The sequence below is a fragment of the Sporosarcina sp. FSL K6-1508 genome (assembly GCF_038007465.1).
Classification (GTDB): domain Bacteria; phylum Bacillota; class Bacilli; order Bacillales_A; family Planococcaceae; genus Sporosarcina; species Sporosarcina psychrophila_B.
Genome location: NZ_JBBOXF010000001.1, coordinates 635059 through 653960, shown reverse-complemented (window position 1 = coordinate 653960; position 18902 = coordinate 635059). Strand labels below are relative to the sequence as shown.

General features: G+C 41.1%; 17 protein-coding genes. 5 read left to right on the top strand and 12 right to left on the bottom strand.

Annotated features, from left to right (window positions below; genetic code table 11):
- Positions 1-35: 35 nt before the first annotated feature.
- The 3 genes from MKZ11_RS02935 to MKZ11_RS02925 form a co-directional block, all read right to left on the bottom strand.
- Positions 36-1238 (bottom strand): alanyl-tRNA editing protein, encoded by a 1203-nt coding sequence (locus MKZ11_RS02935; protein WP_340792566.1) that lies wholly within the window; start codon positions 1236-1238, stop codon positions 36-38.
- 122 nt (positions 1239-1360) lie between these two features.
- On the bottom strand, positions 1361-2083 hold the full coding sequence (locus MKZ11_RS02930; protein WP_340792565.1) for an HAD-IIB family hydrolase: 723 nt from the start codon (positions 2081-2083) through the stop codon (positions 1361-1363).
- Positions 2028-3275: a glycosyltransferase gene (locus tag MKZ11_RS02925; protein WP_340792564.1), complete on the bottom strand. Its 1248-nt coding sequence runs from the start codon at positions 3273-3275 to the stop codon at positions 2028-2030. Before MKZ11_RS02925 ends, MKZ11_RS02930 begins: the two co-directional genes overlap by 56 nt.
- Before the next feature lie 163 nt (positions 3276-3438).
- Between MKZ11_RS02925 and MKZ11_RS02920 the strand changes: the two genes are divergently transcribed.
- Entirely contained in the window at positions 3439-4617 is a 1179-nt protein-coding gene (locus tag MKZ11_RS02920) for a CDP-glycerol glycerophosphotransferase family protein (RefSeq protein ID WP_340792563.1), read from the top strand.
- A gap of 84 nt (positions 4618-4701) precedes the next feature.
- Here MKZ11_RS02920 and MKZ11_RS02915 read toward each other — a convergent pair whose 3' ends face one another.
- Positions 4702-5697 (bottom strand): bile acid:sodium symporter family protein, encoded by a 996-nt coding sequence (locus tag MKZ11_RS02915; RefSeq protein WP_340792562.1) that lies wholly within the window; start codon positions 5695-5697, stop codon positions 4702-4704.
- A 13-nt stretch (positions 5698-5710) separates the two neighbouring features.
- Entirely contained in the window at positions 5711-7093 is a 1383-nt protein-coding gene (locus MKZ11_RS02910; RefSeq protein WP_340792561.1) for an FAD-binding oxidoreductase, read from the bottom strand.
- Between the two features lie 192 nt (positions 7094-7285).
- Here MKZ11_RS02910 and MKZ11_RS02905 point away from each other — a divergent pair, with 192 nt between their 5' ends.
- Entirely contained in the window at positions 7286-7996 is a 711-nt protein-coding gene (locus MKZ11_RS02905; protein ID WP_340792560.1) for a FadR/GntR family transcriptional regulator, read from the top strand.
- Between the two features lie 276 nt (positions 7997-8272).
- Here the strand turns inward: MKZ11_RS02905 and MKZ11_RS02900 are convergent, their stop codons facing one another.
- Positions 8273-9382 (bottom strand): DUF4179 domain-containing protein, encoded by a 1110-nt coding sequence (locus MKZ11_RS02900; protein ID WP_340792559.1) that lies wholly within the window; start codon positions 9380-9382, stop codon positions 8273-8275.
- Entirely contained in the window at positions 9379-9945 is a 567-nt protein-coding gene (locus tag MKZ11_RS02895) for a sigma-70 family RNA polymerase sigma factor (RefSeq protein ID WP_340792558.1), read from the bottom strand. Before MKZ11_RS02895 ends, MKZ11_RS02900 begins: the two co-directional genes overlap by 4 nt.
- Before the next feature lie 320 nt (positions 9946-10265).
- Here MKZ11_RS02895 and MKZ11_RS02890 point away from each other — a divergent pair, with 320 nt between their 5' ends.
- Complete coding sequence (locus MKZ11_RS02890; RefSeq protein ID WP_340792557.1) at positions 10266-10883, top strand: class I SAM-dependent DNA methyltransferase; 618 nt, start codon at positions 10266-10268, stop codon at positions 10881-10883.
- A 1545-nt stretch (positions 10884-12428) separates the two neighbouring features.
- Here MKZ11_RS02890 and MKZ11_RS02885 read toward each other — a convergent pair.
- Positions 12429-13649 (bottom strand): IS110 family transposase, encoded by a 1221-nt coding sequence (locus MKZ11_RS02885; protein WP_340792556.1) that lies wholly within the window; start codon positions 13647-13649, stop codon positions 12429-12431.
- Between the two features lie 688 nt (positions 13650-14337).
- On the opposite strand from MKZ11_RS02885, the gene MKZ11_RS02880 reads away from it, so the two are divergent.
- Positions 14338-14760 (top strand): GNAT family N-acetyltransferase, encoded by a 423-nt coding sequence (locus MKZ11_RS02880; RefSeq protein ID WP_340792555.1) that lies wholly within the window; start codon positions 14338-14340, stop codon positions 14758-14760.
- A 627-nt stretch (positions 14761-15387) separates the two neighbouring features.
- Here the strand turns inward: MKZ11_RS02880 and MKZ11_RS02875 are convergent.
- Together MKZ11_RS02875 and MKZ11_RS02870 are read right to left on the bottom strand one after the other, a co-directional pair.
- A complete protein-coding gene (locus MKZ11_RS02875) occupies positions 15388-16140 on the bottom strand; it encodes a hypothetical protein (RefSeq protein ID WP_340792554.1) in 753 nt (250 codons plus the stop codon).
- A complete protein-coding gene (locus MKZ11_RS02870; protein ID WP_340792553.1) occupies positions 16133-16672 on the bottom strand; it encodes an RNA polymerase sigma factor in 540 nt (179 codons plus the stop codon). Before MKZ11_RS02870 ends, MKZ11_RS02875 begins: the two co-directional genes overlap by 8 nt.
- A 183-nt stretch (positions 16673-16855) precedes the next feature.
- On the opposite strand from MKZ11_RS02870, the gene MKZ11_RS02865 reads away from it, so the two are divergent.
- Positions 16856-17401, top strand: coding sequence for an NADPH-dependent FMN reductase (locus MKZ11_RS02865; protein ID WP_340792552.1), 546 nt, complete (start codon positions 16856-16858; stop codon positions 17399-17401).
- Between the two features lie 213 nt (positions 17402-17614).
- Here MKZ11_RS02865 and MKZ11_RS02860 read toward each other — a convergent pair whose 3' ends face one another.
- Positions 17615-18178 carry a GNAT family N-acetyltransferase gene (locus MKZ11_RS02860; protein ID WP_340792551.1) on the bottom strand — a complete coding sequence of 188 codons (564 nt, stop codon included), beginning with the start codon at positions 18176-18178 and terminating at the stop codon, positions 17615-17617.
- Between the two features lie 146 nt (positions 18179-18324).
- Positions 18325-18888 (bottom strand): GNAT family N-acetyltransferase, encoded by a 564-nt coding sequence (locus tag MKZ11_RS02855; protein WP_340792550.1) that lies wholly within the window; start codon positions 18886-18888, stop codon positions 18325-18327.
- Positions 18889-18902: the final 14 nt, after the last annotated feature.

The window sequence follows — 18902 nt, the reverse complement described above, 5'->3', positions numbered from 1 at the left end:
CCTTCACCTATTTACTGTTCGATTTGACTAAAGTTTCATGTAACCCAATCTTTGTTGCATGACTCTTCCATCACAGTCAGCAACTGTTCTGCAGACACTAAGCGTTCACCGCCGCCTTGAACAAACATATCATTCCCGCCGCCTTTGCCTTTTATAAGGGGAAGTATGGCAGATGATACTTGCTTCATGCTCATTTGTACAGAAGTTCCTCGAGTTGCGACAAATTGCAATCGATCATTATTTTCAGCAACAAGAAGTACAAGTATATCATCTGATTCAGCTACAAGGAGGCGGGCAAGTTTCTGTAATTGCTGAACAGTTCTACCTGTAAATAGGGCTTTCACAATGCCTTGATCTCGTTGGTCCAATAACGCTTTCGCTTCGAATACCAATAATGCTTCTTGCGCATCTGCCAACGACTTCTCCAGTGAGTGATTCGTCTCCAATAACTTCTGTACCGCCTCCGCAACACCACCATCAGGTGCGCTTAACAATCTGGACGTTACTGCCAACTCCAGGTTTTTCCGTTGTAATTGCTGCAACACACGCCCGCCGCAAACAAAATGCACGCGCACTTTTCCACGATGCTTCTCGGTTGATAAAATCTTCAGCATACGTGCTTGTCCCGTTGAACTTGGATGCGTACCGCCACAGCCGTTGTAGTCATAATCGGGAATGATAACAAGCCGGATTTCGTCTGTCACTGCCAGTTGCTTGCGAAGGGGATAGTGATGAAGCTCATCTTCAGTCACCCATTTTATTTCAATTTGTCTATTTTCTAATATAATATCATTTGCTAACTTTTCCACCGCATTCAATTGTTCAGGAGATACTTCTTCAACATCCAAGTCAATCGATACAATTTCTCTTCCTAAATGAAAACTTACTGTTGGAAAGCCAAGTAGTTCAACAAATGCAGCTGACAGAATATGCTGTCCTGCATGCTGTTGCATATGATCAAAGCGACGCTCCCAGTCGATGACGCCCTCCACTTGATTCGCAGAACCGAGGCTTTCAGCCAGTGTATGACGAATTTCATTCTCCACTTCCTCCACATTGAGTACTTGAATACCATTCAATGTCCCCGTGTCATGCGGTTGACCGCCGCCTGTCGGATAAAACGCTGTATTTTCCAAAACGACATAATAATTGCTGTCCGGATCTTGAGCTTCCTTGAGAATATTTGTGGTGAAAGATTTACAATAAGAATCTGCATAATACAAGCGATCTTTTAACAACCTATTACCCCCAGTACTTTTTTCTATAGTTTACCACTGGAAGGTAATAAGGTGGAAATGAAAAAACACATTTAGCACTCGACAATTATTGTCAAGGAATCCAAATGTGCTCGTATTTTTGTTTACTCTCCATAGAAATGTATCCAAGCCTCCTGAATACCTCCTGCACAATCCTTCGCAGCCCGATATAGCCGAGGATGTGGTTCCATTGAAGCAAGCTCGGCTTGGGCATTGCCTACAATAACAGAAGGATGGCCAAGGGAGAGCATTTCAACGTCATTACCAGAATCCCCGGCGACAAGGACATTGACATCTGGGTAGGCATATTTGTCCATCACATAAGCTAAAGCTTGTCCTTTTCCGCTGCTTGCCGGAAGGATATCTACATCACGATTAGAGCTGAAAATTAACTTGTGGGAAATATTATCCTCGATAAGCGCTTTTTCCAGCTGAGATACGACGGCTTCGTCCGATTGAGTAGTGAATGAAATGCGACGATTGTCTGGCAGAGGTTGCCTGGCAAGGGCAGGGATGGAAGAGCCTAGCTCAACAACCAGCTCGGGTTGCCAATCCGCCTGCATCTTTTTCGTCCACTCCTTATCTTCAACCAGCCATTCCGTTGTATAAATTACTGTACCGACGTCTGAAATTAGAACGTCGGGCATCGGTAATCCTTCAGCGCGTATCAGAGAAAGCGCTGAGACCAAGTGTCTGCCTGTTATATAGACAAGTGCTACGTCATAGTGTGAGTCCTCATAATAACGAAGAAGGCTGTGAAGCCCTTCTTTATCACCGACTAGCGTACCGTCGAGATCGGTCGCCAGCATATAGGGTTTTCTTTTCATTTATTACCACCTCATACAATGTATCCATTCTTTTTGCTAGTACAGGCCACTTGAATTCAAGGTTTGCAAAAGTCGCCGCTTTTTTTCCGAGTTCGTTAGCTAAGGTCGGATTGGAAAGCAGAGTTTTCATGGCATAAGCTAAACTTTTTTCATTACCTTTTTCGATATGAAGCCCGGTGATCCTGTTTTTCACGACGTCTTTCAGGCCGCCCACCTTCGATGCAATAACAGGGCTTCCACAGGCTTGCGCTTCAGCGGCCACCATCCCGAAGGATTCATAATAAGAAGGGACAATCGTTGCTACTGCATTGTTGAAAAGGGATGCAAGCTGTTGCTGAGATTGTGAACCGATAAAGTCAATCCGGCTTTCCAGACCTATGATTGCTGTCTTCAGCTTGGTCTTTTTCGGCAGTTTGTTGAAGACATTTACATTTTCTGAATCTCCGCCGGCAATGATGAGTTTAGTGGAGGCTGGAATATCCTGTTTTTCAACAAGTCTGCGAAAAGCATTGACCAATGTATAAATCCCTTTTGTTTTTTCGAGTCTTCCTGCAAAAGCGAAATAGGGATGAGTTGCTGTTTCAGCTTCGTTAAAAAATGGTTGAAATTGGTTAGCGGTACCAATCGGAATGACAGTAATCGGAGAGGGATTATATACGAAGCTCCGGATGAGGGATTTTTCATTTTCCGTCGTTGCGACAATGCTGTCTGTTGAACTCAAAATTAGTTTTTCAGCAGTAAGGCGCGTAGGCTCTGCAATACCGGTTGCACTTTCTTTTGCCACTCCCAATGAATGATTTGTATGAATCCATGGAAGGCGATAGTCTTTCTTGACAAATGTACCCAACAATCCTGAGAGCCAATAATGTGTATGGACGAGATCATAGGATGCGATCTTGATTGTCTGTCCCATCTCCTCATAGAAGTCGGGTAATATAGCAAGCATTTTATTTTTAGGGATATATGTTTTAGAGCCGGCCCCAATTCTAATAACACGGCAAAAGTTACTGAAAGTCTCGATTTGTGGATCGGAAGGATTCGCCCAATGTGTCACAACATCCACGCGATTACCTTTCCTTTCAAGAGCCAGTGCAAGCTGTTTTACATAATTATTTTGGCCGCCTGCTTGCTCACTGCCAAGCGGAGCGAGCGGATCGCCATGATCTGAAATGAACAAAATTTTCTTATGCAAATTAGATTTCTCCTTTCTGTTTATTAAATGGATTAAAGTAATCTGTTGAAATGTATCAAAGCCAGTAGATTACTATACCCATTAAACTGAAAATATAAACTACTAGTTGTTTTAATTTGTTGAAAAAGGGGGATTTAGATAAATTAAGGAAGGGGGGCTTTAGATGGAATTAAAAGAGAGAAGTAAGTTCGTACCAATTAAACTATTTTTCAAAGTGATTGCGGCATATACGATTTCAAAACTATCTGTAAAGAAACCAGAAAAGAAAATTGTATTGGTCGGCGGGAATTTGGGAGTGAAATATGAAGACAATGCTTCCGTATTCCATCGCTATTTGGTTGATCATTACAAGGATGAGTTAGAAATTTATTGGATGTACGATCCCCGAACATCCTACGTTCAAAAGCAGGGGATACCAAATGGTATTGCACTAGGAAGTTTCCGCAACTATTTACTATTCTTCAAGGCGGCCTATACAATCCATGGTCACTCAATCGCTTATGATATTGCACCTTCAATCGATAAATATATATTCATGAATCGGAAAACGGTCATGATACACATCAGTCACGGGATTGAATGCTTTAAAAAAATCCTTATTCAAAAAGAAGATGTCCCACTTCTTGCAAGGTGTAATTACTTCAATTGTGCATCGAACTATGAAAAAGACATTAAGTTGACCGAATGGGGCATACCGGAGGAAAAGCTCATTGTTACGGGGATGGCGAGGTTTGATCGATTTGGTCCAGACCGACCTGCAGTTGAAGTGAAAAAGGTTCTTATTATGCTGACATGGCGGGAATGGCTTTTTGGATTATCAGATGAGGAATTTCTTGCAAGCGATTATTTCCTTAACACCGTAAAGCTTGTAAATAATAAAAGGATGGCAACTTTGGTGTCAACGTATGATTTGCAGGTGAAAGTCATCCTGCATCCATTCATGAAAAAGTTTGAGCATCATTTCAATGGCCTGGGAGCTGCCGGAGGGAAAGTAGAATTTTTCAGTTTTAATGAATTGTCCATTGGTCGGGAAGTCATCGAAGCCGATATGTTGCTCACGGATTACTCGAGCATTTCTTGGGACTTCCTGTACATGAACAAACCAATTATCTTCTTTACTTTTGATCAAGAAGAATTTCTAGAGATGAGAGGTTCTTACTTAAATCTGGACACGGATTTATATGGATATAAAGCGAATACAATCGATGAGGTTGTGGGATGGATGAAAGAAATTATTATCAATAAAAAACCATTGAATCCTTATTTTAAAGATGCGTCAAAATACATTGATTTCTTTGATCAGAAAAATTGTGAAAGGTTGGCTCGTCAAATAATTGTTTGAATGATAGCCACCATCAAACGGATGCTGATTTTGAACAATTAAAAAGAGTGCCAAATCCACTGGGGATTTGGCACTCTTTTCTGTTTACTCTTGAAGCTTACCAGCAGGGGATAAAACCTTGGTTTGCAATACGTCTGTTTCATCTTTCTCGTCAACAATCGCTTTCTTCGACCAAATTGTTGCGAGAATCGGACCTGAAATATTATGCCAAATGGCACCCCATACGCTCGGCAATGCTGCGAGCGGACTAAAGTGCGCAGTCGCTAGCGTGACGCCTAATCCAGAGTTTTGCATGCCAACTTCAATCGAAATGGCCCGTCGATCATTTTCGTTCAGACCGAGCATTACCGCTGTCAAGTAGCCAAGCAGCAGGCCGAATCCATTATGAAGGAAAACGGCAATGAAAACAATAAGTCCTGAACTTGCAACATTACCCGCATTGGCGGCAGTGACAGCTGATACGATGATTAAAATCGCAGCTACTGAAATGAGAGGAACGACCGAAACACCTTTTTCGACAGCTTTCGGGAAAAATTTCTGAACGGCAAGTCCTAATACAATCGGAATGATAATCACTTGAACAATCGACATAAACATCGACACCGGGTCAACCGGCAGCCATTGTCCCGCAAGTAAAAGCAGCAAGAACGGTGTTACGACTGGAGCTAGTAAAGTGGAAAGAGAAGTCATTGCAACTGACAATGCAAGATTCCCTTTCGCAAGATAAACCATAACATTGGAAGCCGTACCACCTGGAACGCACCCTAGAAGCACTAAACCTGCTGCCAATTCAGGGGGTAACTTGAGCAAGTGGGCTAATGCGAAAGCAACAAGGGGCATGATGATGAATTGAGCCCCAACACCAATAATTACGGGCAACGGTTTTGTCAGAACAATTTTAAAATCCACCGGTTTTAGCGTCAGTCCCATTCCGAACATGACGACTCCTAGTAAAATCGCAATATAGTCGCCTAATCCTAAAAAAGGAGCTGGAACCATGAAGGCGATGGCAGCAATAATGATAACCAAAAAGGCAAAGTATTTTCCGGCAATTGTACTGAGTGCTTCAAGCTTTTTCATAATAGATTCCCTCCTAGTTCATCTTCACGTTTTTATTTGGATTAAGTAAGTTGTCGGGATCAAGGGCTTTTTTTATTTTTTCCATAACGATGAGTGCTGAACCATGCTCTTGTTCCTGGTATTTCTGTTTACCGATACCAACGCCATGCTCTCCAGTACATGTGCCGCCACGTTCAAGTGCATACATAACAATTCGTTCATTTAACTCATCGGCTTTCGCAAGTTCTTCGGGATCATTCATATCCATCATCAGCAATACGTGGAAGTTGCCATCGCCGACGTGGCCGACAATTCCACCTGTCAATTCAAGTGACTCAACTGTTTCACGCGCATGACCGACTGCACCTGCCAATTCTGAAATCGGAAGACAAACATCCGTTACCATCATCTTTTTTCCCGGATAACCATGGATGAAGGCATAAGCTAAATTATGCCGCGCTTCCCACAACCTATTGCGTCCAGCGTTGTCAGTTTCAAATTCGATATCTTCACACATATGATCTTTTACAATTTCTGTTGTGAAATCAACATCTTGTTTCAACCCTGCTTCATTGCCATGAAACTCCAAAAATAGCGTCGGCTTTTCTTTATAGTTAGTCTCACTGTATAGATTCGCCTGTTTTATAGAGGGTTCATCGACCAACTCGACCCGCGCAATCGGAATGCCCGCCTGCAAAATGGACACGACAGCCTCAACGGCATCATTGACAGTAGGAAAGGAAGCTCGTGCTGCCGTGACATGTTCTGGAATGCCATACACACGAAGTGTTAATTCTGTAAAGCAGCCAAGCGTACCTTCAGATCCGACGAAAAGACCGTTCAAGTGAAGACCAGACGCAGATTTTGCTGCCATATTCCCCGTATGAATGACCGTTCCATCTGCCAAAACAACTTCCAAATCGCGTACTTGATCACGCATGACTCCGTATTTAACGGTCGTTGTTCCACTTGCATTTGTTGCCGCCATTCCGCCCAGTGTTGCATCAGCGCCCGGGTCGACTGAGAAAAAAAGCCCATACTTTTTCAGTTCTTTATTTAACTGTGTACGGGTCACGCCGGGCTGTACTTTAACTAGAAAGTCATTCTCCCGGACTTCAAGAACTTTATTCATAAGCGAAAAATCAATCGTGATTCCACCTTTGGAAGGGATTATATGTCCTTCTAGGCTAGAACCGAGACCGAATGGTACGACGGCAATTTGGTATTCTTTCGAAACTTTCATCACGTTGCTTACATCTTTAGTGGACTCCGGAAAAACAACAATATCCGGAAGCATTGCCGCGTGATATGATTCATCCCTGCCGTGAAGTTCTCTTACGGTTTCATTGACTGTCACCTGATCGTTCTTAAGCACGGTTCTTAGTGCTTCAATTATATTTTCTGTAGATATTGTCATTTTGTATTCTCTCCCTCTACTAGATAAGTAGTCATACCAAAGGTTTAATCAATTTTAAATTATTAGATTTTGGTCCAACCAATGTTTATAATTATAACCAATAATCTGAAAAATTCAACACTTATTTTATGTTATTGATTATTCTAACTATGGTTGGTATCGTTAAAAGTACAAATCGGGGTGAAGTTATTGATGACACAAAAGAAAAAAACCTATGAACTAATTGTTGAAAAGATAGAAGAACTCTTTTTAAATGGAAAACTGAAATCGGGTGATAAGCTGCCGCCCGAAAGAGAACTGGCAAGTCTTTTTGGGGTGAGCAGGACTTCTGTGAGAGAGGCGCTACAGGCGTTGGAAATTAGCGGTTCTATTGAGATCAGACAAGGCGGGGGGAGTTTCATAAAAGTGCCTGAAGGCCAATTAGTAAGCGAAGCACTTTCCACTGCGATTATTCAGGCTGAAAACAATTTGGTCTATGAAATGTTGGAGTTGCGCCGTGCATTGGAAGTTGAATCCGCATCTCTTGCTGCACAACGTGCAACTTCCTCAGACTTGGAAAAGATTCGTCAATCATTGGAACAGATGGCTACATCCGGGGAAGATACAGAGGCGGGGGTACAGGCTGATCTGCATTTCCATTTGCAAATCGTACAAGCTACGCATAATCAATTACTCATTAATCTAGTTCAGACGCTAACCGAACGAATGGAAGATACAATTCGTGCAACTCGGAAACACCGTTTTTCAGATGAAACTCGTTACGAAGATACATTCAAGGAACATAAAGAAATTTACGTGGCAATTGCTTCGGGCAATGCTCAGGAATCAAAGAAACTGATGGAAGAGCATATTACGCGTATACGAAAAGAGTTGAGTGAAACCTTTTTGCGGACTTTAAGATGAAAAATAGCCTTTACACTACCAAAGTAATTATTACTGATATTATTGCTCTAGGGGAGATTACATTCTATATTGCTTTTCAAACAGCCTTTGAGTTGAATAATTCAATTAGGAATGCAAGGTACTATTATTTAGGGTTAACTCAATAATGTCGGCGTATTGAATTTAATATTGCCTTTAGTAGATAAGTCGATACTATACCAATGAAAAAAGGAGCTGAAACCATAGCGGTTTGTAGCTCCTTGTGATTAATTATGCCTTAACATAGATTTCATCAGACTATTTTTCTAATTCAATAATGATGTCTTCCAATATAAATTCCTCTTTCCCTATCCCGGATTTTGTAGGTATGGGAATTTCTTTCGGTCCGTCTTTTGTAAACTCGACTCCGCCAGAATTAGTAGAATCGTGACTTCTGAAAGTGACATGGGGAGTTATAATAAGTTTCGTTGCACTCGGTTTTAGCTTTTTGAATGTCTCACTCAAGCTCATATTATAGATGTTCTTTCCCAATCCTCCATTCCCTTCGCCGGAGTATACATTCCCTAAGTCATCTTTTACTTCTAGTTCAACATAGACATCATGCCATTTATCACTGACCTGTTTGGCAACCTCTTGGTCGTAAGAAACGATAAAGGACATTGGCGAATAGGATATCTTTTCGATATTTATTTTAACTCCACTTTTTTCAATGCTCTGGTTACTTAATTGTACTTGGCTTTCCGTCGCTTTTAGTGAGAATGCAAATTTCCAATTTCCTTCTACCTTTTCCACAGTGCCGTGTTGGATGAAACCATCCAAACTCCATTTTATATCGACTGAATCTTTTCCTATTGAAGCTAAGTCAATAGGTGTGGCTCTATATAATCCCACATAATGATAATCATCCACTTTAGAAATTTTAGAACTTCCTGCCATTCCTGTGGATCCTTTAATATCAGGTGAGCCAAATGTTGTGATATCATCTCCTAAATCCTTCTCACTTTCGATTGAATAGGTGATGGCAACAGTTTTTCCGTCAAAAATTGCATCATTAATGGTCACTTTGATGCCATTGCTTTCCTGTGTCATATTCATTTCAGTGGAATAGTCCTTGTAATTATCATAAAGACCTGTTTTTCCATTATCCATGAATCTGAAGATATCCCCTATGATAGGAATATTGCTAGCATAAGCAGGAAAGGTTAATCCAAATGTTGTAACCGATAGACCTACAATCATTGCAGCCGCCGCAATCTTTACTTTCCAACCTTTTCTTTTCTTTTTTGTGGTTATGGATTTTTTGAGAGCGCTTTTCACTTTAGCTTTTTCAAATCCAGTGACTTCCATTTCTGCGAATTCATCGTCGTCTATAGGTGCGTCATTCAATAATTCATAGATATCCTTCATGCTCTACTCTCTCCCAACTCAAGGCTCGTCACCTTTTCATTTAGCTTCTTTTTCCCTCTGTAAACTCGATTATCAATGGAAGCTACAGTCAGACCGAGTTTTTTAGATATCTCCTCCGTTTTGAGACCAAGAAAGAACTTCATGATGAAAATTTCTCGTTCCACAGATCCAAGTTGATTTATCAATTTGACCAATTCGGATCGATTTTCTAGCAAAATCAGCTCATCTTCAGCAGAAAGGTCCGCATTCAAATCCATGTAATCTGACGAGAACTCCATCTCCTTACTAGCTTTTCTGTAATAATCGATTGCTTTAAACTTGGCGATAGCACAAATCCATTTTCTGAAATCAGTTGATTCTCCCTTGAACTTTTTCGAGTTGTTCCAGATTGATAGAAAAATATCATTAATACATTCATCTATAACACCGTTGTCTTTCAAGGGAATGAGAACTTTATACGTTATCCCCTTAATTAATGGTAAATAGGTGTCGACGACAAATTCTAACGCGTCTTCTTCCTGTCGCTTTAATCGTTTAATAAAATTTGTCTCATTAGACTTCATATAACGATTCTCCTTACTTTTGTGTAAAAGTTTTTACACCTTATACAACGTATTGAAAAAGAATTTCTCTCACATTTTCAATAAAACCTAATAAATTAGCTAGCATCAATCGAAATTGAAGGTGTGTTTGGAGAGGAACTTACTAGTATAATGATAAAAGTAGAAGAATAGGAGACAATATTTGAACTACTTGTAAGGGAGGACTTTTTTGGGAATACAAAGGTGCCGCGGTTTATGATAATGATGAATTCTTTGATAACTATATAACAAGAAGACATAGAGCAGAAAGTCCGAACAACAGCATTGAAAAGCCTGTTTTAATGGAGCTGATGGGTGATATTGCTGGAAAAAAAGTATTAGATTTAGGTTGTGGTGATGCTGAATTCGGGGTAGAGCTACTGAAACAAGGCTGTGTTTTTTATGAAGGAGTGGAGGGTTCGCTCAATATGGTCCAAAAGGCAGTAAGTGTCTTAGATCGCACGACTAGTAAAATCCATCATTCATCGATGGAAGCCTGGGATTTTCCACTGGACCACTATAACTTGGTCGTTTCTCGATTGGCCCTGCATTATTTGGAAAACGTAGAACCTGTGTTTAAACAGATATACAACGCCTTAACAGAAGATGGGCTATTTGTTTTTAGTGTTCAACATCCAATCTTAACGTCTTCAGTGCAAAGTGCAACAAAATCGGCACGGACAGATTGGATAGTGGATGACTATTTCCATACTGGAAAACGGGTAGAGCCATGGATTGACGAAGAAGTCGTCAAATATCATCGTACAACAGAAGATTATTTTAAGGAATTGAAAAATGCAGGATTTACTATAGAAGAATTAAGCGAATGTAGTCCACGTCGTGAGAACTTTAAAAGTGATGAGGAATATGCGAGACGAATGAGAATCCCCTTATTTTTAATATTTGCATGCAGTAAATAAATACTCATATATATTGGCTTGATAAATACCGTATATAAACTGAGCGTAGGCATCCCCAAAGCGGATTTAAAGAAATTCTTATATATATGTTCACACCTGTTGATTAACCAAGATTAACCAGTGAATAACATGATCACCTGCTGGGCGCTACGTGTATAGTTGATTTGGATTGCTTTGTATTGAATGGCTTCTATACGATTACCGAGATGTCTGGATGTGTAGGGATGCGACCTTGTCGCATCCCTACATATTTTTTTCGGTAATCCTATGGTGATCCTTCATCCATCGCGCTCCAAATGCATAAGTACACGAAGTGCTAAAGCTTTTTGGGACGAAAGAATAGAGTGGCATCTACCTGGATAAAAGCCGCCAAAGATGCAATTTTGGCGGCTGAAAATTTCTTTAGGGTTTTCTTTTTTTACTAGTAAAGAAGTGTCACTTTCAATAAGGTATAACATGATTACATGCATAATCTTTGCTAAAATTAAGGAAGGAACGCATTGTACAACGTGCAAGTGTGCCCGAAATTGCATCTTCGGGCACTTACAATCTCTAAAGAAAGTCATCTATTCGTTTCCTTCAAACATAACTGCATTTTTCACTTGAATATTGTAGGTACGCGACAGGCAAATATTTGCAACAGGATTATCGAAAAAAGTGTGGCTAGAAGTGACGGAGTCACTTCTAGCCACACATGCCTCTCGGTAAATGTGTCTTGATTATTTCGCCGAAAGCGAACCGGAAATGATCCAGTGAAGTGGATTTTTCCACGCCCTACTCACCAGTATTTTATGCAAATAAATGGTTAATCAACAGACGTGATATATGTTGAACAAATGAATACGGCATATGAACTTTACAAGGGCTTTTAGGAGGTCACTGAAAAACTCTCAACACTTGAAATGAATAAGAAGCCCTGCTAATACCGTTTCGACGCTTTGCGGAGGGCCTATGTGAGTATGAGCATTTCGTTATCTGTGCTGAAATCTGCAACCTGGAGTGCATCTTTCTTGAATATAATTAGTGTCAACTAGAACTCACCTTATAATCTCGCAATATACATCTCAAAATCACATTTCTCTCGATAATGAACACCCTAGCGCAGGCGCGGCAAAGGGGTCGCCGAAGCCGTAAGACTGGATGCGAAGCGCTAATCCAGGCTTATGGGAGGGTACTGAAAAAGTATGATTTCCTTCAATCCCGTTGATTTCCGTTCCGAGCGGACGCTTTCTTACCTCTAGTCAAGTAATTTCTAAAAAAATTGGTGGGGGAATAAAGAATAGCCCAAGGCAATTGCTTTTCGTTCCAGCGCTCGCTTTCCGCGGGCATGGCTTGAGCCTCCTCGTCCGCTTCGCTCCCTGCGGGGTCTCAAGGCTCATGCTATTCCCGCAGGAGTCGAGCGCTTCCACTACAAGCAACAAGAGAGAAATCAAGAAAGGATAGGAATACGTGGGGTCTCCGCTAGAGAATTTAAGTAGCACAAATAAACCTGACGATTATCTATTTTTTCGAAAGGTCTTCTGTGCTATAGTTTGGATATCCTTATTACGAACTGGTTTGGGCTGCTTCGTAATCAAAAAGGACTCTGTGTTGAATAAGGTGAAATGCGACTTTCAAGAACTTATTCACACAAGCTATGACCGCAACCTTATGAGGTTTCCTCTGAGGTTGCTTTTTTAAATGATCATAATAGTCGACAATGGTATTCTTCGTTCGTTGTCGCAAAGAAATCATGGACATCACCATGAAATATAGGATTTTTCTCAACCTACGGTTCCCTCGCTTATTTATCCGATCCTGGTACTGCAGCTTCCCGGATTGATACCGTTGGATATCAATTCCTGCGTAGGCATTTACCTGTTTCGGATTCTTGAAGCGACGGATATCCCCCAATTCTGCGATAAGCCGGACTGCTGTAGGTACTCCGATGCCCGGAAAGGATACAAGTACTTGGAAATCCATGCGTTCTTTGGAGAGTGCCACCATCTGCTTAATGATTTCATTCTTCTTTTGTCTTAGCTCTACTATACGGGCCGCGTCTTCTTTTAAGTGCAGGCACCGAACATCGTCCTGTTTGATAGCTGGATATGTGTCCTCTGCAGCAATGAGCAGTTCCATCGTTTTCTCTTCTGCTTTGTGAATCGAGAGGTGCTTATAAGTGGCTTGTTTGATGTGTTTCGTAATTACTTCCTTTGACTGACCTTTTAGACAATCTGGATGGGGATACAATTGAATCACATTTAAAAACAAGACCGACCTTTTGGAGAACACCTTTTCCAGTGCTGGAAAACTCAGCTGCAGAAAGGCGTGTAATCGATTCGAATACTGCTGAATCTCTTTCTCTACATCGTCGTAGTAACGCCCCAACGCACGCATTTGTTCAAAGTAGGCCTCCTGGACATACGTTTCTTCACGGTCGACCTTGAAATGGGACTTGGCTAACTCATGTGCGTCACTAATGTCTGTCTTATTTCTGCGCATAGAGGCCATTTGCAGCTTCGCTTGTAGGGGATTTAGCCTTTTGTATGGATAACATTCCTCCTTAAGAAAGCGTTCCAGTCCTTGTGAGTAGACCCCGGTAGCTTCAAACACGATCTCAGGTGTTCGGCCAGATTGTTCTTTCAAATTGTCCAACTTCTCTTTTAGCCACATGAACCCAGTGACTGTATGTTCCATTTCGCCCTCGAATCGGCAATGTTGATTGTGATCGTACACCACCATTGTACTTTTTCCCATACTCACGTCAAAAGCAACTACATTATTCATCCTACATCCTCCTCTTATGTTTCATAGAAGCCTTCACATTGCCTTATCGATTCCACTTTCTTATACACGATCTCGAAGATCCAACATACTAAACTGATTCAAATAAGGATGTGAAGTGAGTCGGTTTCCTTATACGAATTCAAAGATTCCAGCGTCCGCACGACTTCGCTTCACTTCTACCATAAAAAATAGTAGCACAAACCATGGCCATGGTTTGTGCTACTAATGTTAGTATGTTTCCGCGGGCACGGCTTCAGCCAATCGAACTACGAAGGGTTCGATTTGCCGTATTTCTGTGTTCTTTGCAGAAATTAAGGCATTCTTGCCCCGTGCTCCCAACGCTAGCGCTTTTGCTCGCAAAAGCCGTTCTTCGTAACGGCTCTTCCTGCGGGGTCTTCAGCTCGTGCTGTTCCCGCTGGAGTCGCCGCTCTCCACTACAATCAACTAGTTCTTACTAAAAAAAGAACTTTTTCAGTGGCTTCGCTTATGGCGGGAGGCATCCCCAAAGCGCCAAGCGACCTTCAATCCACACGCCGAATTACAATTCTCTTATTAAAGAGCGCCACAGCAAATTCAATGGGATTCTTTAATTCAACATATATAATAAAGAAGTTTAACATAAGGTGAAATCCAGTCGGGGAACATTTTCTGTATGAACAAAGGAAGCAGTACGAGGAGGATGAGTAATATGGAAATAGTAGAACAATGGAATCAAGACGATAGTGACTTTATTCGAAGTAAAGTTATAGAACATAATATGGAACGGTTGCCGAATGAACTTAAAACTTCAAGCGAAAATATTAGCTTTGTATTAAAGGATGCCGAAGGAGAAATAAGGGGCGGCATTACAGGTAATATGTTTTGGCGTCATATGCATATTGAGTTTCTGTGGGTTGATGTAAGCGTTAGGAAAGAAGGTTATGGGAGTATTTTATTGGAGAAAATTGAAAATTTTGCAAGGATTAAAGAGTGTAGGCTCATTCACCTTGATACATTCAGCTTTCAAGCGCCAGAATTTTATCGGAAAAATGGCTATGAAGTGTTCGGTGTACTTGAGGACCATCCAAAGGGGTTTAATCAATATTTTTTACAGAAGAGATTGGATAGGTAGGCAGTTGTGAAGAGATGGAGTTGAAAAACAGAAAAAAGATACGGCTAATGAATAGCCGTATCGGAACATGTAGGGGATTGTATTATTGCTATTACCTGGCTTTTAGGAAGCGTATTTCCTTTTTACGAAAAGAGAATAACCAGTTTACTATTTTTTCGTAGTTCTCTTTCCATAGATTTTTCATCATCAATGTCAAGAACAGCAAAACTAGCAATAGTAGAAAAGAAATGATGGTTGTTAACCGGAAGAAAAGAGATTCTTGAAAACCGCCATAACCGATGCAAATGGCGATGCTACTCACAAAGATTATAGATAGAACAGGCAACAATTGAAAAAATATATCATGGTTTCTCTTCTTGATAAATCGCATTATATAGGGGGAGATCAAAGCAATAAGTAAGATATACGATATGATTACGAGTACGTCTATTACGACTATGAATACATCCATCTTTTTTCAACACCTCACTTTTCAGATATCCTAACAAGAATAACGCTCTCGGAAAAAGCTATATACATAATCTATACCCTTTCATTCTCGCAGTTATGCATAGAATCAGTATAATCCCTTAAAATGGAAAAATAAAAAGCGGTAGGGTTTATCACCCATCCGCTTCCTTAAGGTCGTTACTCTATTATTTCAAAGCTCTCCAACATATGGTGGAACCTGGCGCCGTGACCTTCCGCTGCTTCGAGGAAGTAGTTTTCAGTAATGACAAAGCTTCCTTTATTACCGTTGCTGATGACATAAGCGGTGACGACTTTACTGTCCCACTCGCTGCCTGTTATGCCGTGGAGCCAATAACCTTCGACGGGCTCCGTCACTGTCTCAACCGTTCGCAACTCGGGGAAATCTTTCTTCAATTCTGCTTCGACTTTGCCAACAAGGTCTTCTGGTTTTTCGTTAGGCAATTGTTTAATTTCCATTGTTACTTCTGGGTACTTTTCAGGTAATGGATCAATCGTCGTAATCATGTCTGTTTCTTTGCCGTTGATCATTTTGTAGCGTGTTTCGTCGACATAAATGATGTACTCGGAGTTAGTCCCTTCATTCAAATGAACGTTTGTTGCTTCGTCTTGACCTTCGATGCTTTGATTAATTTCTTTTTCAGGGACGAACATCTCTTTAATACCTTTAATGAACGCCATTCCTGTATCTGTTTGTAAACTGAATGCAATGACGATGGCGGCAGCAGTTGTAATGATAATGGGAATTACACGATTTTTCTTTTTCAATGTCTTTATTTCTCCTTTGTTAGCTCGCTCTTCGCTGAATAATTCTTTTTCTAGACTATTCCATATTTCGTCTTTTAAACCAATCGTGTCTTGGTCGGTCCGTCTATGAATTTCATTTTTTGCTCGTTCGTCGAAGTTACTCATTGTGGTCGTCCTCCTTCGCCGCTAAATTCAACTGTGCTCTTAGCCGTTTTCTGCCTTTGAATAACCGTGACTTTACGGTGTTGTGATTCAATCCGAGGATATCCGCAATCTCCTTTTCGGTGAAGCCCTTTACATATTTTAAAATGAGCGGTATCCGGTGTGTGTCATCAAGCGATTGAATCATATCGTATAAATCGGAGAGATGATCGAAAGATTCTTCGGTAAGGGATGGATCGTTTTCCAAGTCGGGATAGTCGAACTTTGAAAGTGGCGATTCTTTTTTTAGGTACCGAAGGCATTCATTCGTCAAAATCCGATAAAACCATGGATCGAAAGGCAACGCGGAATTGTAGCTACCGATTTGTCGATATACGCGGATGAATGTTTCTTGTACGGCATCTTTCGCCATTTCACGGTTGCGTGTAATAGCAGAAGCGGTTCGGATCGCATAGTCCACGTAGGCTTCGTAAAAGACACGGAAAGATTCTTTATCGCCAGCCTGTATATTTCGTATCATTTCTTCTGTCTCCACCCACATTTCACTCCTTCCATCACAAGGGTATTTCGTTGTCCATACTATACTTACCCTGAGAAACAGTAAAAAGTTTTCAAACGTACAAATTTCTTTTCCAAGCCGGATGATGTATGTGAAATGAGCTTTACGTGTAAAATAAATGCTAGAGTATGAAATATGTTAGATGAAGGAGAGGGATAAATGAAAGTTGTAGCGATTGTCGGTAGCTTGCGGAAAGATTCATTTAATATGCAGTTGGTAAAAACGGTTGAAAAGAGATACAGTCACCTTTTTGAAGTGGAAATTGCAGATATAGGAAGCCTTCCGTTCTTCAATGAAGATGAGGAAAAGGCGCCTTCAGCAGTTGTACAGAACTACAAGAAAATGATTGCTGAAGCGGATGCGGTACTCATCAGCACACCAGAATTCAACTGGTCCATCTCCGGCGTTTTGAAAAGTGCGTTAGAATGGTTATCCAGAGTTGACAAGGTAATAGCGGGAAAGCCGGTCTTACCGATGGGCGTTTCGCAAGGAGCACTCGGGACAGTGAGGGCACAGTTGCACTTACGACAAGTATTATCGAGTATCCAAGCAAATACCATGCCCCCTGCGGGAAATGAAATCTTCATCGGCTCTGCTGGACAAAAGTTCAAAGACGGGGAGCTGACAGATGAAGCGACACTCAAGTTTTTAGATTTAGTTGTCGATAAGTTTGTTGCTTTTGTTAATGAGCAGGAAATTAAATAAATAAGAAAAGCGCAAGCGCCTTGGTAGAGGCGACAGGCATAAGGCGGACCGGCGAAGCGGTGTCCTTTGCCGTGTAGCTGGACAGACTTATGACCCGAGCCTCTAGGCGCCGGAGCTAGACGCTGCTCCAGTTTCAAAATCTTATACTTTCCTTTTTAAAAAACCGCCTTTTTGATTTCTCATGTAAGAATCAAAAAGGCGGTTTCTATTTTGTTAAATTATTTTTACCATATGATGAAATGGTTCGCCAATGATTGTCCAGGGCGATACGATTTCATAGCCAAGACGTTTGTAAAGGCGGAGGGCGGATTCTTTTTGTATTTCGACGTTCAAGGCAATTTTTGTATAACCTGTTTGTTTTGCAATTTCTTCCGCATAGGTGAATAGTTGAGTGCCGATGCCTACGTTACGAAACGTTGGATTGATACAAATGGTGTCTATATATAATTCACCGGGTAATGCTTCTGAGTCGATGTCAAAATTCGTTGCACCTTTTTTTCTGAGCCATTCGCTTAAGTTTTTATCGAACTCGGCTTCATATTCACCCGGATACAAAACCATAATGCCAGCAAATTTCCCATCCAGTTCGGCAATATACGTGTAGAGATAGGAATGTAAGTTGTCATCCCGCTTGAATAGCTCGCATAGTGATTGTTCTACTTGTTTCCAGTCTGTTTCTCCCGTAATTCTTTTTGTGATATCGCCGTTTGCGTCAATAAGAAGAGGGGCAGCTTCTTCTGCATCGGTTGGTCGCGCTTGTCGTATTGCAATTTTCATCATAAAGATCTCCTTTGACTATCATTACTATTGTAGCAAAATATCGCGTTTATATACGCTTGTTACCATCGTGGAAGAAAGAAATGATAAAATAATCCCGTTATTGTCTAAGGAAATAAACAATAACGGGATTATTTAATGGGTCATTATATAGATTTCACCATATGATGAAATGGTTCGCCAATGATTGTCCAGGGCGATACGATTTCGTAACCGAGTCTTTTATAAAGACGAATGGCCGGTTCTTTTTGCGTTTCAACATTTAAAGAAAGCTTTGCAATTTCTTTTTGTTCCGCGATTACTTCTGCATATTCAAACAGTTTTGTGCCGATGCCTTTACCGCGAAATGCGGGATCAATACAAACGGTATCGATATAAAGTTCGTCTTCTAATGACTCCGCGTCCACTTCAGAGTTAGTAGCGCCTTTTTTAGCAAGCCACGCACTTAAATTAAGATCGAGCTTAGGAGCATCTGCACCTGCATACAACACCATAATGCCAGCCACTTTTTCATCAAGCTCAGCAATGTATGTATAGAGGTGGGAGTGCCGGTTATCGTCCCGCTTGAACAGGTGACAAAGTTCCAGTTCCACCTTGTCCCATTCAGTTTCGCCTGTCATTCTTTTTGCAATATCACCGATTGCATCAATTATAAGGGGAGCTGCCTGTTCGGCATCAGTTGGTTGTGCTTGTCGAATCGTAATGTCCATTAGAAAATCCTCCT

Bases quoted from the DNA above. Each gene is read 5' to 3' on its own strand.
- MKZ11_RS02930 (WP_340792565.1), bottom strand. From the start codon at position 2,083: ATGAAAAGAAAACCCTATATGCTGGCGACCGATCTCGACGGTACGCTA.
- MKZ11_RS02920 (WP_340792563.1), top strand. From the start codon at position 3,439: ATGGAATTAAAAGAGAGAAGTAAGTTCGTACCAATTAAACTATTTTTC.
- MKZ11_RS02915 (WP_340792562.1), bottom strand. From the start codon at position 5,697: ATGAAAAAGCTTGAAGCACTCAGTACAATTGCCGGAAAATACTTTGCC.
- MKZ11_RS02910 (WP_340792561.1), bottom strand. From the start codon at position 7,093: ATGACAATATCTACAGAAAATATAATTGAAGCACTAAGAACCGTGCTT.
- MKZ11_RS02905 (WP_340792560.1), top strand. From the start codon at position 7,286: ATGACACAAAAGAAAAAAACCTATGAACTAATTGTTGAAAAGATAGAA.
- MKZ11_RS02900 (WP_340792559.1), bottom strand. From the start codon at position 9,382: ATGAAGGATATCTATGAATTATTGAATGACGCACCTATAGACGACGAT.
- MKZ11_RS02895 (WP_340792558.1), bottom strand. From the start codon at position 9,945: ATGAAGTCTAATGAGACAAATTTTATTAAACGATTAAAGCGACAGGAA.
- MKZ11_RS02890 (WP_340792557.1), top strand. From the start codon at position 10,266: ATGGAGCTGATGGGTGATATTGCTGGAAAAAAAGTATTAGATTTAGGT.
- MKZ11_RS02885 (WP_340792556.1), bottom strand. From the start codon at position 13,649: ATGAATAATGTAGTTGCTTTTGACGTGAGTATGGGAAAAAGTACAATG.
- MKZ11_RS02880 (WP_340792555.1), top strand. From the start codon at position 14,338: ATGGAAATAGTAGAACAATGGAATCAAGACGATAGTGACTTTATTCGA.
- MKZ11_RS02875 (WP_340792554.1), bottom strand. From the start codon at position 16,140: ATGAGTAACTTCGACGAACGAGCAAAAAATGAAATTCATAGACGGACC.
- MKZ11_RS02865 (WP_340792552.1), top strand. From the start codon at position 16,856: ATGAAAGTTGTAGCGATTGTCGGTAGCTTGCGGAAAGATTCATTTAAT.
- MKZ11_RS02860 (WP_340792551.1), bottom strand. From the start codon at position 18,178: ATGAAAATTGCAATACGACAAGCGCGACCAACCGATGCAGAAGAAGCT.
- MKZ11_RS02855 (WP_340792550.1), bottom strand. From the start codon at position 18,888: ATGGACATTACGATTCGACAAGCACAACCAACTGATGCCGAACAGGCA.